We start from the raw sequence: 15,181 nt of genomic DNA on the forward strand, positions 1-15,181 counted from the left end.
TTAAACTACTAGATTAGCAGTACAGAGAAGTTTAGTCCTCTGGTGGAGGATTCTCTTGTTTTTGATAAATAGTTCTATAGAAACTTTTATGATGTGTAAGTTTAGTTCGATTTATAACACCACAAAAATTGTTTGTTTCAGATGTAAAGTGCAAGTATTTTATTTCTAATTCTTTGTTTGTTTCGTCACAGTCTTTTTCCGCTTCCATTCCTGAAATTTCACAGACTTCTTCAAATATATTTGTATACCTAGGTACGACTACTGTTGCAGTTACCAAGAATAAAAGAAGGTATGTTAGTATATATTTGATCATTTTTAAACAACACAATATACAACATTAAGTTTAATTTTGATGCCAACAAAATTTAAAATTTATCTATAATTTTAATATTTTGTTTTTGAATCCACCCCGTTTTGCCATCAATTAATCTTATTCTATTCCATTCATCTACCGAATCTATTAATGATACCTTAGTTCCTTCGTGAAGCAAAAAAACATCATCAGAGCTTAAATTTGGAGCATTTTTTACACTTATTTCGTTACTATAGATAATGGCATGTTTTACATTATGAAATTCATTGAATTGTTGGAAAGTTATAACAATTGAACAGATAAGAAGTAGAAAGTTTAACATACTAATGCTGAAGAAAATTCTCTTTCTGAACGAATCATGTGATAAATAGAACAAAATAAAAAATAAACTCGTTATAAATGAGAAAATTATAACAACAAATGCCCATGTGTTATAGTGAAGACTATTTAGAAAATTACTCCTAAATTTTTCAAACACATTTTGGGGAAGCGGCTCTATCCTATCTAAGGTTAATTTATGAGCAATAGTAAGGTTGTTTTTAGCATCTTTGTTTGACGGATCAATTAATAACGCCATCTCATAGTTATAAATAGATGGAGCTACTTTATTGAGCTTATAGTAGCAGTTTGCAATATTAAAATACAACTCAGATGAAACGTCATTTTTTATCTCAATCTTTTCGTATAAAGCGAGAGCATCTTCATATTTATCTTGACGGTATAAGTTATTCGCTTTTTCGAATAAATCAGTAGATGTCTGTGCGGACATAACACTTGACAAAAGTACTATAAATAATGCTATATTTCTCATTATAACTGTTTATCTAATTGGGTTATCACTTGTTTAGCTTTATCGAATTCTTGATTCATATGAGTATCGTCAAGTGGTGTATATCTTGCGAAGTCACAGTCATTAAGAACCGTGATAAAATCCTTTATGGTATTATTTTCTATTTCACGTTTTTTAAGTAGCTCTGTAATTTTATCTTTACTAATATCTTGCGTTTCTACTTTTAGTTTTGCTTTTAAATAATTGTGTAATGCGCGTTCAAGTGATTCGTAAAATGCTTCTTTCTGTCCAAGTTGTTTTTGAGCTTCTGAAAGATATTTCTTCGCTAACTTATCTGCTAATCTTCTTTTATTTCCATCCGTATCTCGATTTTTTCTCTCCTTTTTCTTATCGAGAATGATAACTGTTGGAATAGATATTATTGGAAGGAATAGTAAAAAATAAAACAAAGAAGATTTAAAGAAGTCTAATTTATTTGTGCTTTCAAAGTTAGATTTTGTTTGAATATATCTGAAATCGTTACCTGTAACCTGAATATTTTGTTTGGTAGTACTGTTAATTTCTTGAGAAGAAGAAATAAGTTCTTTACCTCCTAGCACTTCTACATACATATCTTCAGAGTTAATTGTTTGATAAACTTCTTTTTTAGGGTTGAAATAAGAAAAACTAACTGAAGGAATTTTATATTTCCCTTTATATTCAGGAACAAGTGTATAATTGTCTGATATTTTACCTTGTAAACCTGAAGATGTAATAATTATTTTTTCTTTTCTTTCTGGTTGATAAACTTCTAATTCTTTAGGAGTGTCTAATTTAGGTAATTCAAATAATTTTAGATTGCCTTTTCCTTTGATATTTATAAATATTTGAGATGATTCGTTGGCCTTCAGTATTTGTTTGCTTAAGGATACATCTAGTGAAAATTCCCCTACGGCTCCATTAAAATTTTCAGGTCTATTTTGCTGTGGTAACTCTTTAACATTGATAGTTTTTTTTATAGAAGAAAATTCTTTTTTTATTTGTCTTGTCATTGGATTACCGAAAAAGTCAACTCTTCCTGTTGGTACAGCCACTACAATGTCCATTTTCATTGGATCTATTGTTAATTTTCCAGCTTTTGTTGGGATCAATAGTGCTTTATGTAAAACTGCATATCTATATTTTTCTCCATTATAAGTGCCTGATTTAACTTGCGTTCCATTTTTCTTTATTTCTTGTGTCCAAAATCCATTATACTGAGGAGATTCAGTAATAGCATTATCGTAAATACCTACATTTTCACTAAAATAAAGTCTGTATTCCAGGTAAATACCTTCACCTAAATAAGGTTTAGATTTTGAAATTTCAGCTACAAGATGAATGTTTTGCGAAGCAACATAATTTGGATCATTGGGGTCTTTTGGAAGTTTAACTGCATCTAATACTATTATTTTAAGGGTGTTTGATTTAATCTTTTCCCCATTTATTTCAATAGAAGCAGAGGGTAAATTAAACTCACCCTTTTTTTTGGGTTGTAAGATATAGGTGTACGATTTAGAAAATGTCATTTTACCGTTAATCCATGATTGACTTATGGATTGACTTGGCCCTCCAATAATTTTAAAATTAGTATAAACAGGAGGTGTAAAATTATCAGCACCTTGTGTATTTATTGAATACTCAACTTTTAGTCGCTGATTAATCCCGAGTTTACTCTTACTTACTTTCGCTACTAATTCTCCTTTTTGTGCATGCAATGAAGATATAGCTAAAAAGAATAATAAAATATGCAATATTATATGTCTGCTCATTTTTAATTCATTATAAACTGATGTCTAAACACCCAAATATCTAAAAACGGACATTAATTTAAAAAGTCCTTGTCTTAGCTTTTTGTTAAATATTACCAGTCTTTTTCTTGTTTGACTTTTTGCCCTTTTGATTTTTTAATATTCATTTTCTTTTGTGTCTTTTTCTCTTCATTATTTAAGCTTTCCAAAAGCTGTTTCATTTGCTCTGGAGTCATCTTACCTATTTGAGATTTAGATTCTTTTTTATTGTCTTTGTCTTTCTTCTTATTCTGATTTTTTTGATCTTTGTTTTGATCCTTTTGGTCTTTGTTTTGATCCTTTTGATCTTTGTTTTGATCCTTTTGGTCTTTGTTCTGATCCTTTTGGTCTTTGTTTTGATCCTTTTGGTCTTTGTTTTGATCCTTTTGATCTTTGTTTTGATCCTTTTGGTCTTTGTTCTGATCCTTTTGATCTTTGTTTTGATCCTTTTGATCTTTATCCTGATTGTTATTGTTTTTTTGCTGTTGCTGTTGTTTTTTTAATTCTTTTTGGGCTACTGCTAAATTATAGCGTGTTTCATCGTCATTAGGGTTATTTCTTAAAGAATTTTTGTAGGATTCAACAGCTTTTTCATATTGTTTTTGCTCCATCATAGCATTTCCAATATTATGAAAAGCTTCTGCTTTAGTAATTTTATTATTACTACCTTTTGTAGTTAATTCATACTGAGAAACAGCTTCTTTATAACTTTTATTTTGATATAAAGAATTTCCATAATTATAGGTAGCTTTTTCATAGTTACCGTCCTTTTCCAGCGCTTTTCTGTAGGAAATTGAAGCTTCATCGAATTTTTGCTTATTGTAAAGTTCATTTCCTAAACGAAGTAAGGATCTTGCCTCCTTTTTTTGTTTAAGGGTATCTATTTGTGCGTTAATCTCAATTGATTGAAATAACAATAATATTATAACTAAACTTTTCAATATGTTCACTTGTTTAATTTTTTGATTCTTCATTAAATAAGTCAATTTTCTTTAACCACTTTGTTTTTCTTTCAAACAGCAAAATATCAAGCATTAAAAAGAATAAAGCGAATGTCAAAGGCCATTGAAACTGATCTTGATAATCAGAGAATTGTTTTGTTTCGAACTCGCTTTTTTGTGCATTAGCAATAACATCAGTAATAATTTTAACAGCTGCTTCTGTTTTATTACCTTCAATATAATTTCCTTTGCCAATATCGGCGATGTCTTTTAATATTTTGGATTCTTTTTTGGTGATAACCGTTGCTCCTTCACGGTTTTTCTTATAGCCAATTAAAGATCCGTTTATTTTTATTGGAATTGGTCCTCCTTTTTGGGTTCCAACACCGATAGTAAAAATCTTTGTTCCTTCATTAGAAATATTTTGTGTAATTTGCTTGGTTTCTTCTTGGTGATCTTCTCCATCAGATATTATAATTAAAAATCTATTAGTTTGCTCATCGTTATTGTAGTAAGTTTTGGCTAAGTTTAAAGCTTCATTTATGGCTGTACCTTGACTAGAGACCATATCGGTATTAGCGTTTTGTAAAAACATATTTCCAGCAGCATGATCTGTTGTTATTGGAAGTAAAGGGTATGCACTACCTGCATAAATTATTATTCCAACTCTATCACTACCAAGTCGGTCAATTATCTTTGAAATAATTTGTTTCGATTTTTCAAGCCTATTTGGAGCAATATCTTCAGCTAGCATACTTTTTGAAACATCTAGTGCAAATACTACATCAACACCTTCTCTTTTTACAGTTTTTAATTTAGTTCCCATTTTCGGGTTAATTAAAGCTATTATTAAAAACGTAAAACTTAGTAAGAGTAGTGCAAGTTTCAGAAGAGGTTTGAAACGAGAAGAGTTTGGCGCTAATTTTTTCAATAATTCTGGAGATGTAAACTTTTTTTGAGCTCTTTTCTTCCAAAAGAAAACTAATAAATGCATACCAATTATTACTGGAATGATAATAAATAAGTAAAAATATATCGGTTCTTCTATCTTGTACATATATTTATTGTTGTTATATGAAGCTTTTGAAAATGGTGTTTTTAAAAATAAATTCTAAAATTAAGAAGAATCCTGCAATAAAAACAAATAGTCTATATTGTTCAGTGTAGTTATAATACTTAAATTCTTCAATTTTTGTTTTCTCAAGTTTGTCTATTTCATCATAAATTGCACTAAGCTTATTATTGTCTGTCGCCCTAAAATACTTACCATCAGTTTCTGAAGAAATATGCTGTAATAATTTTTCATCAATTTCTACTTGTTGGTTTCTAAAAGAGATTTTTCCTGTTCTTGGATCTTTTGCCCATGGAAAAGGAGCCATGCCATTTGTGCCAATACCTATTGTATACACTTTTATGTTATTACCTTTAGCCAGTTCAGTAGCCGTTTTAGGATCTACAAATCCTGCATTATTTACACCATCAGTCAGAAGAATAATTACTTTACTTTTAGCTTTGCTTTCTTTTAAACGATTTACGGCTGAACCAAGCCCCATTCCAATAGCGGTTCCTCCTTCCATTTGACCAAACTTAATCTCAGAAATAGTTCTTTTTACAATAGATTTGTCACTAGTAATAGGAGTCTGAGTAAAGCTCTCGCCAGCATATACCACAATACCGATTCTATCATTTGGACGTCTAGAAACAAACTTTATGGCTACTCTTTTTAAAGCCTCAAGTCTGTTGGGTTTTAGGTCTTTAGCGAGCATACTAGCAGATACATCAATAGCCATAACAATATCAATACCTCTATTAGACTTTGTTTTTTTACTTATAGATACATTCCTCGGACGTGATAGCCCGATGATTAAGGATGTTAACGCAAGTAACCTTAAAATATACAGTAGCGGTTTTAATCGAGAAGAAATAGATCTTTTTAATAGAAAAGCACTTGTATTTCCAATTGTTAACTGTGCACTATTTTTTTTATCTGTAAAAATAAACCAGATAGCTAATACAGGTATGAACACAAGTAGCCAAAGAAATTCTGGGTTGTGGAATTCAAAATTATTTAGCATTTTCTAACTGTTGATTTTTTGATTCGTACATTGATTTAGCTTGGGAAGCACTATAGCTAATCAAAGCTATTATTAAAACTAACGAAATAACTATTAATATTTTAATAACCAAGCTGTGTTTTTTTATTTTGGGTTTTTCAACAATAGTAACAGGTGAAGAATAGCTAGTTTCAGAATTTTCACTTATAACAGCTGGTTTGACATTTTTTATGATTATTTCTGCGTTTTTCCTGTCAAACTCTATATCGTTAGCTAAAGGTTTTGATTTAGCAAATTTGACAAAATCTGATTGAATAAGTAATCTTTCCAATTTCTCAATTGTATCTTTATCTGTAGTAATTGTATTAACCTTATTCAAATTGTTGAGTGTAAATATAAGCTCTTTCGTGGTTTGTTCAAGAGCGGGAATATTTAATTCTCGTTCAATATAATTTCGTATGATTTCAGTCAATTCACTATAGTAATTCTTTGTTTTATTGTTCTGCCATAAAAGCTTATCATCTAAAAGTTTTAAGTTTTGCATGGCTTCCTGAAAAGGAGCTAATTTTGGAATGAAAGTTTCAGATGTACTCTCTTCAGTTTTATTAAGTGCAAAATATAAAGTTATTATAACAATTATTAGTAAAGCTAATATCCATATTATATACTCTTTGAAATCATCAATTTGATAAGGTTCTCCTTTGATCCCTTTAATAGGAAATTTTTTTACTTTAGTGGTATCAATAGCTACGGAAGCAACTTTTATCAATAAGCTATCTGTAAAGTATGCTTGGTTTTTTATAAATATTTGCTGTTTTGGTATATAAAAGGCACCACTATCAAACCCAGTTAATATATATCTTTGAACTAACGATCGGTTAAGAGTGTCTAATTTTAACGAATCAACAACTTCTATATTCTTGAGGTTTTCTAATTTCGGAATAATTACATTTTCTGTTTCATCAATTGTAATTTTATATTCAAATTGCTCACCAATCCTAATATTTGTTGTGTCAATTTCTACTTTTACCGTTGGATTCTGGGAAAAACCAATGGTAACAATGCTCAAGAATAAAATATGTAAAAGGTGTTGTTTCATAATTTAGTCATCATAATTGCTTGAAAATTAGTTTTTTTGTTTAAAGTAACCTAGCAGTTTTTTTACATAGCTTTCATCTACGCGAGCATGAATAATACCTGATCCAGACTTTCTAAAAGAAGAGGTGAAATAATCCTTAAGATATAAAGCGTGTTTTTTATACTGCTTTCTGACGGTTGAAGAACTAGTATTTACAAGAATAACTTCTCCTGTTTCGGCATCCCTCATTGAAACCATTCCAATATTTGGAATCTCTTGATCATGCTTATCAAAAACACGGATACCTGTCAAATCATGTTTATTACCTGCAATTTTTAAGGTATGCTCATAATTATCGTCCATAAAGTCTGAAAGAACAAAAACAATTGCCTTTTTCTTAAGTACATTTGATAGGAATTTTAGGGCTTGATTAATATTTGTTTTTTTACTTTTCGATTCAAACTCAATTAGTTCTCGGATTATGCGAAGAACATGGCTACGACCTTTTTTGGGAGGGATAAATAGTTCAATCTGGTCTGAAAACAGAATTAAACCTACTTTATCATTATTTTGAATTGCTGAAAAAGCAAGCGTAGCAGCAATTTCAGTGATAGTGTCTTTTTTAAATTGTTGAGAAGTGCCGAAAAATTCAGAACCAGAAATATCAACAACGAGCATCATTGTGAGTTCGCGTTCTTCTTCAAAAATTTTAACAAAAGGTTCGTTATATCTTGCAGTAACGTTCCAATCAATAGCACGAATATCATCTCCATACTGATATTGTCGAACTTCGGAGAAAGTCATCCCTCGACCTTTAAAGGTCGAGTGATATTCTCCTCCAAATATATTATTGGATAGTTTTTTTGTTTTAATTTCAATTTTACGAACTTTTTTAAGTAATTCTTTTGTGTCCATGCACTAGCTTAACCAATTTTCAGGTAAAGGAGGCAGTTCAACTTCTTTAAGTTCAAAAGATTTTTCAATTGACAGCAAAGGCGCCTCTTTTATCGATATGTTAACGTTGTTTTTGTGGGCTACTTCCTTTATCACGTTGCTAATACTTCTTTTCTGTCCAAGTACCAAACTGTTCATTATGATATTTGATTCTGTTTTCAAGTCGAAACAATTCACATAATAAGAAGGTTTTTCATTTTGATAAACAATAGCTTCAGTTTTTTTTCTTTTTTGCAATTCTAATATTGTTTTTGTTCCTGTTAATGTTTTGTAAGTTGTTAATTTGTATGTCATCTCTAACTGTATTTTAGTTGAAGGGGTGTTTTTATGTAGAGTATGCTTGTTTTGGTTTGTTTTTAAGGGACTTGTACTTCGTTTATTATTGAGGTAATAATGTCTATTGATGAAACATTTTCAGCTTCAGCTTCATAAGTAATTCCTATTCGGTGTCTCAATACATCATAGACAACAGCTCTTACATCTTCTGGAATAACATATCCTCTTCTTTTTATAAATGCGTAACATTTTGAAGCCTTTGCAAGGGCAATACTACCACGTGGAGAAGAACCAAAACTTATGAGGGGTTGAAGTTTTTCTAGGTTGTATTTTTCTGGATAACGTGTTGCAAATATGATGTCAAGTATATATTTCTCTATTTTTTCATCCATATATACTTCATTGACAGATGCTCTAGCTTTTATAATTTGATCTATTGAAACAACAGGGTTTACCTTTCCGAAACTTCCGTTTAAATTTTGACGCATAATTAATTGCTCGTCTTCAATTTTTGGATAATCAATTACCGTCTTTAGCATAAAACGATCTACTTGGGCTTCCGGCAAAGGGTAAGTCCCTTCCTGTTCAACTGGATTCTGAGTCGCCATAACTAAAAATGGCTCATCCAGTTTGAAAGTTTCATCTCCAATTGTAATTTGTCTTTCTTGCATTGCTTCTAACAAAGCCGATTGCACTTTTGCAGGAGCTCTATTAATTTCATCAGCTAACACAAAATTAGCAAAGATTGGGCCTTTTTTTATAGCGAAATCGTTTTCTTTAACATTATAAATCATCGTTCCTACAACATCCGCAGGAAGTAAATCAGGGGTGAATTGAATACGACTGAAACTTCCTTGAACAGCTTTTGAAAGCGTGTTTATAGCCAGTGTTTTTGCCAATCCAGGAACACCTTCTAATAGGATGTGTCCATTTCCTAATAAACCAATTAACAAACGCTCAATCATATACTTCTGACCAACAATAACCTTGTTCATTTCGTTTGTTAGCAAGTCAACGAAAGCACTTTCTTGTGCTATCTTTTCATTAATTGCTCTTACATCTACGTCCATAAAATATTTTAGATTTTCTTAGCTTTACGTTTAACAAAACTACAATATTAAGAATTTTTGATTTGTTAAAGTATGGTTAAACCTGAAAAATCAATGATTTATATAAAAAATAAATATATAACGTACTTATCATAATTTTAATATTTGTGTTTTTTAATTTGTTTTTGTTAATTAGCAGCGGCTATAATATAATTTTAACATAAAAGTTAGGGGGATTCAGTTAGAATATGATAAAATAGCTATAACCATCGTAATACTTAGACTTCACCTATAGATAGAATGACATTAATTAAAATAATGTAATTCTGTGGTTTTATTTTTTGAATTTAATTCGTATTTAATTTTCAGTTTAAATAATTGAAAAAGTAAAAAATAACAACTAATTTTTTGTAGATCTAACTTATTGTTAGATCTTTATTTGACGCGGGGGATAAAAAAATCAATAATTAAATTAATACACAAATGAACAAACAAATCAATCAAAAGCGATGGCTCATATTGCTTTTAATTTGTTACTCTACAACAATCATGGCTCAGACAATATCTGGTAAAGTTGAGGATTTACAAGGTAATGTCATTCCTTTTGTTAACGTAATAATAAAAGGAACTCTTAATGGGACAGAAACAAATATGGACGGAGAGTTTTCCATTAATGTAGCTAAATTACCAACTATACTTGTATTTTCCTCGGTAGGTTTCAAAACACAAGAGGTATCAGTGAATGATAAAGCAAGTGTTAAAGTTATTTTGGAGGAAGATAAAGGTATTTTAGATGAGGTGGTGATTACAGGAAATAGAGCGAAGCCAAGAACAATTTTAGATTCAGCTGTACCTATTGACAATGTAGGAGTACGTGAATTGCAAGCAACAGGTCAAACTAATATTGATCAAATGTTAACTTTTGCTGTGCCGTCTTATAATTCAACAAACCAAACAATTTCTGATGCTACAGCACACTTTGACCCAGCAGATTTGAGGGGGTTAGGTCCAAGTAGAACCTTGGTGCTAGTAAATGGCAAAAGAAAAAATCAGAGTGCTTTAGTTTATGTGAATGATACTCCAGGAAAAGGTGAAGTTGGTACTGATATGAAAAGTATTCCCACAGCAGCTATTGAGAGAGTAGAAATATTAAGAGATGGAGCCTCTGCTCAATATGGATCTGATGCGGTAGCAGGGGTGGTAAATATTATTTTGAAAAAAAATATCGATTACACTCAGGTTAACATTAATTCAGGAATAACCTCACGAGGAGATGGTTTTAATGCTGATGCTGATGTAAATCATACGATTACTTTTGGTGAAGGGCGCTTTTTAAACGCCTCTTTAGGCGTTGGTTATCAAGATTACACAAATAGAGCTGGTTCGCCTGGAGGTGATGGTTTATTTGGTTCTTTATATGACTCAGGAGCAATACCAATTGGTGCAGCAGATGGTTATTTGGCGACTGACGGTGTTATAGCTACAGGAGCAGATATATTGAATGGTAATACAGATTGGTTGAGAGAGAATCCTGATTTAGGAATGATTATTGGGCAACCAGAAATGAAGAAAGGTGATATTTATCTTAATTCTGAGTATCCGCTTAATGAAAATACGAAGCTTTATGCTTTTGGAGGTTTTAATATAAGGCAAGGAAAAAGTTTTGCCCTGTATAGAACACCTTATTTTCCAGGAATACCAGGGCAAAATTCTTCGGAAGATAATGTTCTTTACGATGGTACTGGAGCTTATCAAGGTTTTCAGCCTACTTTTGAAACGGATATCAAAGATATTTTATTTACGGCAGGAGGCCAGTTTGCAATTGGAGGGTTTAATGCTGATTTAAGCACAACATACGGGATGAATCAAGTCGATTATACTATTGGTAATACGATAAATCCAAGTCTTGGTGCAAATAGCCCTACCCAATTTGATGCTGGCGCTTATGCTTTTGGTAACATAATTGGAAACTTAGATGTAAATAGAAGTTTTGGTAAAGTTACCATGGGGGCTGGAGTTGAAGCACGTCAAGAACGTTTCAAGGTTACTGAAGGACAATCGGAATCTTATGTAGGTGGTGGAGCACAATCTTTTCCAGGAATACAACCTAGTAATGCTCTAAATGAAACAAGAACTAATATTGGAGCTTATGGAACATTAGATTGGGATATTTCTGAACGTTTTTTGATTGGAGGAGCTGTTCGCTATGAGAATTATTCTGATTTTGGAGGAAATACCTCTTGGAAGGTTAATTCTAGATATAAATTAGGAGAAGCAGGAGTGTTAAGAGCTTCCTATAGTACAGGATTTAGAGCACCGTCATTACATCAGGTATTCTTAAGTAACATACAAACTCTTGTTACAGGAGGTAGAATAGAAAATCAAGGAACATTCAACAATGTTAGCCCTGTTGTTAGAAGATTAGGTGTTGCGCCTTTGTTTGCAGAAACTTCTAAGAATATTTCAGCGGGTTTAACAGTGAAAGCGTCAACTAATTTTACAATTTCACTAGATTACTATAATGTTAGAGTAGATGATAGGGTATTGTTCTCTGGAGAAATTAACGGTGAGGATGATAATGGGGTTGCTAATGCTGCTGTTCAACAAATATTGGATGATAATAGTATTAAAAGTATTAAATTTTTTATCAATGCTATTAACACAATTACTCAAGGGTTTGACTATACCATGCGATATAAAAACATAGACTTTGCTTCGGGCAAGCTTGGTCTTAACTTGGCTTTAAACGTTAATAGAACCAATTTAGAAGGGGATACAGAGACTCCGACTAGTTTGGGTGGATATAAAAATAAAATTTTCAATAGAAAAGAACAGTCTCGAGTTATAAGCGCAAGACCTAACATGAAATTTTTATTTGGGGGAGATTATAAAATAGGTAAATTTAAAACGAATTTGAACAATACTTATTTTGGAGAGGTTACTTGGCAACATGCTTCAGACCCAGCTAAAGATCAAACCTTCAAAGGAAAGGTTGTAACGAATCTTTCTTTAGGATATGATTTTAGTGATTCAATTTCTTTTTCAGCACAAGTAAATAATTTATTTGATGTTTTTCCTGACGAGATAGATCCTAAAGGAGATCCAGCAACTAATTTAGGAGGACGTTTTAAATATCCATGGGAAGTCAATCAGTTTGGTTTTAACGGAACTTCGTTTAGAGGTAGTTTAACGTTTAAGTTCTAAACTAAATTTAATAGGGTAGTTCTTAGTTGATATAATTTTCAAAAAGAAGGTAATATAATTGCCTTCTTTTTCTTTTTAAAGCTCTTTAGCATTATTGCACTCTTATTTATTAATTTTAGTGTTATTCCCTCTGCATTCAAAAGTTCTAATTATTTAGTTTTAAATATTGAATATTGTTCTTTTAAATCCGAATCGTTTTTTTTCGTTCTATCTTGTTTTTTAATAATTTTTTCTCTAAAACTTATACTTCTTTTATTTAATAAACAATTACTCCAATTCTGTTTTTTAGTGAGGTGTTTTGAAACTGTGAAACTTGTTTTGCAAAAAACTTAAAATCTTCTAAAATGATTAGTTTAATTCTTTTTAAAAAACCGGATTTTTACTATTGACGGTTAATTTAAAATTAAAATGCTATCATTTTAGATTTAGAAAAAAAATCGCTAACGATAAGTTAGCGATTTTTGCATTATGTATTATGGTAAAATGTATGTGTTATAATCTAAATAACAAGGGTACCCTTCGATTTCAGTTTTAGTTCCGTTCCATGTTTTGCTGCCAATATTTTCACCTATACTATAATCTGATACGTATATATTATGTTTCGTAATGTCAAACCATTTTTTCTCTTTTGCATTATATTCATACTCATTAGATGATATTTGTCCATCACGATAAACATAACAACTTGCATCGCATTCTCCTATCCTAGATACTATTCTAAAACGCTCACCTTCTTTCGCTCTTGCTTTAAAATCAATAAACTTCCCAGGTGCCACATGTTTTTTCTTGTCAAACACATAATGATCTAATCCGATATTGGGTTCGATACCATACCCCCAATCAATTTTCTTACCTGTCAAATACCATGATTGTGTATCTTTGTTATATTTCTCTACATAAAAACTTCCAAATAGTTCAGCTCCATCAGTTCCGTGATCATAACCATAATAGGCGACCATTGTAGGATCTACTCGTATATTATTATAGTAAACTAAATCGCAGTCTTTTTTAATGTAACTTAAATTTGAAGTAACTTTAAAAGGACTATTGTTATATGTGTAGTTTACTTTATAAGAAATCGGGTATCCTGGATTACTAGCAGAAGCATTAGCTCCTTCTTTTAAATATTGTACAACCTCATTTAAATTATTTGCCATTGCTGATATAGTAGAAAGTATACCATTTTCTGCGTCACCTCCTAATTGTTTTACTATGACATTAAATTCACTAAAAACACTCTTATACTTACTTTCAGCTGAAGCGTCTGCCGAATTACCTAAAGATTTATATGCAAAATTCAATGCAGCTTCTACTTCGGTTGCAGAACGAGTAGATTCATAAATTAATGTATACATACGACCATAAGTAACTGATTCTACATATCCTGATGGGTTTTTCTCATCTTCTGGTACTTGCTTAAAGTCAGTCACATATGGATCTAGCCTTTTTGAATCAACATTATCTTTTAACCATCCGTTAAGTCCAATAATATTTTCTTTTCCCTCAACAGAAACGGTAAAAAAACGTTGCTTTAAGGTAACAGCAAATCTAGTTCTCTCTTTAGAAAAGTCGACTCCAAGACTACCAGCAACATCAGCGCTTGCCCCAGAATATCCTGCTTTTAAGGCCATTTGAAATTGTTTTTGATCATGAATCTGTTGAATAGAAATCTCAAAGCTAGCAGGGAAATTTACTTTTTTATTCAAGCGATATAAAATATTATTCAGACTATCTTGAACTTTACCTGATGTTGGTTCGTTGATATTAGCATAGGTTTTTTCTTTAGTTCCTACTAATGCATTAACTCGAACTTGTATAGGATTTCTATATACTCCTGTTATGGGTATAACTCTTGGGTCTCCGTCTTTAATCGATTTTGAAGATACAAGATTACCTGGCCATAATAAAGAAGAATTCGCATCTAATACAAAGAAATCAGAGTCTGTTTGATTAAAAGAAACTTCTTGCTCAACACAATTTTCTTCGGTTGGAGTTCCAACATTAGCTTTGAAAGGAGCAGTTTTAATAGGTAGCTCCCTAACCCTAACATTAGATATTCCATCAGGTATATTGTCATTTAAAAATTGAGCGATTGGTACATCACTTCGATTATCCAATTCTTTTTGATCTAGATCTTCGCTGTCACAGGATGATAACCAAAATAAAGATCCTAATGATATAAAAGTTAGTGTTTTAGTGTTTTTTAATTTTCTTTTTATACTAGTAATATTAAATTTCTTTTCTAGAAGAAAATTCTTATTGTGCCTTTCTTTATTAAAGAAAGAATTCTTTTTAAAATCCATAGTTACTCTCTATTAAATATTTTTTATGCTCTATAAATATTCAATAATTACATAGCTCTTGAAATAAAATTACTTTGAACCGCCTACATAAGTATTTGAATCATCTTAATCTAGCTTTTTATTATCATTTGTTAAAGTATTAAGTGGTATTGCCTTTAGCATTATTAATGTTGTTCTAAATAGCAATTTGTTGATATACTCAATTGTTATTAACGAAGTTATTCTAATAGTTGAGTCTTGTGATAGGTTATTTATAAAGTTGATGAAATAATGTCGCAACTCTTTTTTAAAGTATCAGATTACTTCTTGAAATCTTTTCGGTTTCGTTTTATTGATGTTTTTTAGTAGCTCATGCTATTTTGGCTTTAGAAATATAAGAGTAAGGGTTCGTATACATTTTCGAGTTACTGC

The 15,181-nt window shown here is 31.0% G+C and carries 12 protein-coding genes; 1 reads left to right on the forward strand and 11 read right to left on the reverse strand.

Going from position 1 to position 15,181, the window contains the following annotated elements:
- Nucleotides 1–31: 31 nt before the first annotated feature.
- The 10 genes from AC2GW8_RS10455 to AC2GW8_RS10500 form a co-directional block, all read right to left on the reverse strand.
- Nucleotides 32–313, reverse strand: a complete 282-nt coding sequence (locus AC2GW8_RS10455; protein ID WP_440879816.1) for a hypothetical protein — start codon at nt 311–313, stop codon at nt 32–34.
- 52 nt (nt 314–365) lie between these two features.
- Nucleotides 366–1,124: an SH3 domain-containing protein gene (locus AC2GW8_RS10460; RefSeq protein WP_440879817.1), complete on the reverse strand. Its 759-nt coding sequence runs from the start codon at nt 1,122–1,124 to the stop codon at nt 366–368.
- Nucleotides 1,124–2,893 (reverse strand): aerotolerance protein BatD, encoded by a 1,770-nt coding sequence (gene batD / locus AC2GW8_RS10465; RefSeq protein ID WP_440879818.1) that lies wholly within the window; start codon nt 2,891–2,893, stop codon nt 1,124–1,126. Before batD ends, AC2GW8_RS10460 begins: the two co-directional genes overlap by 1 nt.
- A gap of 92 nt (nt 2,894–2,985) precedes the next feature.
- Nucleotides 2,986–3,861, reverse strand: coding sequence for a TPR repeat aerotolerance protein BatC (batC, locus tag AC2GW8_RS10470; protein WP_440879819.1), 876 nt, complete (start codon nt 3,859–3,861; stop codon nt 2,986–2,988).
- Between the two features lie 4 nt (nt 3,862–3,865).
- Nucleotides 3,866–4,909, reverse strand: a complete 1,044-nt coding sequence (locus tag AC2GW8_RS10475) for a vWA domain-containing protein (protein ID WP_440879820.1) — start codon at nt 4,907–4,909, stop codon at nt 3,866–3,868.
- Between the two features lie 13 nt (nt 4,910–4,922).
- Nucleotides 4,923–5,927 (reverse strand): vWA domain-containing protein, encoded by a 1,005-nt coding sequence (locus AC2GW8_RS10480; RefSeq protein WP_440879821.1) that lies wholly within the window; start codon nt 5,925–5,927, stop codon nt 4,923–4,925.
- Nucleotides 5,917–7,005, reverse strand: a complete 1,089-nt coding sequence (locus AC2GW8_RS10485) for a hypothetical protein (protein WP_440879822.1) — start codon at nt 7,003–7,005, stop codon at nt 5,917–5,919. Before AC2GW8_RS10485 ends, AC2GW8_RS10480 begins: the two co-directional genes overlap by 11 nt.
- Nucleotides 7,006–7,032: 27 nt before the next feature.
- Nucleotides 7,033–7,899 (reverse strand): DUF58 domain-containing protein, encoded by an 867-nt coding sequence (locus AC2GW8_RS10490; RefSeq protein WP_440879823.1) that lies wholly within the window; start codon nt 7,897–7,899, stop codon nt 7,033–7,035.
- A 3-nt stretch (nt 7,900–7,902) separates the two neighbouring features.
- Nucleotides 7,903–8,232: a hypothetical protein gene (locus AC2GW8_RS10495; protein ID WP_440879824.1), complete on the reverse strand. Its 330-nt coding sequence runs from the start codon at nt 8,230–8,232 to the stop codon at nt 7,903–7,905.
- 62 nt (nt 8,233–8,294) lie between these two features.
- Nucleotides 8,295–9,284, reverse strand: coding sequence for an AAA family ATPase (locus AC2GW8_RS10500; protein ID WP_440879825.1), 990 nt, complete (start codon nt 9,282–9,284; stop codon nt 8,295–8,297).
- A gap of 462 nt (nt 9,285–9,746) precedes the next feature.
- On the opposite strand from AC2GW8_RS10500, the gene AC2GW8_RS10505 reads away from it, so the two are divergent.
- Nucleotides 9,747–12,467, forward strand: coding sequence for a TonB-dependent receptor (locus tag AC2GW8_RS10505; protein ID WP_440879826.1), 2,721 nt, complete (start codon nt 9,747–9,749; stop codon nt 12,465–12,467).
- A 473-nt stretch (nt 12,468–12,940) separates the two neighbouring features.
- Here AC2GW8_RS10505 and AC2GW8_RS10510 read toward each other — a convergent pair whose 3' ends face one another.
- Nucleotides 12,941–14,770: a thiol-activated cytolysin family protein gene (locus AC2GW8_RS10510; RefSeq protein WP_440879827.1), complete on the reverse strand. Its 1,830-nt coding sequence runs from the start codon at nt 14,768–14,770 to the stop codon at nt 12,941–12,943.
- Nucleotides 14,771–15,181 lie beyond the last annotated feature (411 nt).

It is taken from the genome of Tenacibaculum profundi, assembly GCF_057162725.1.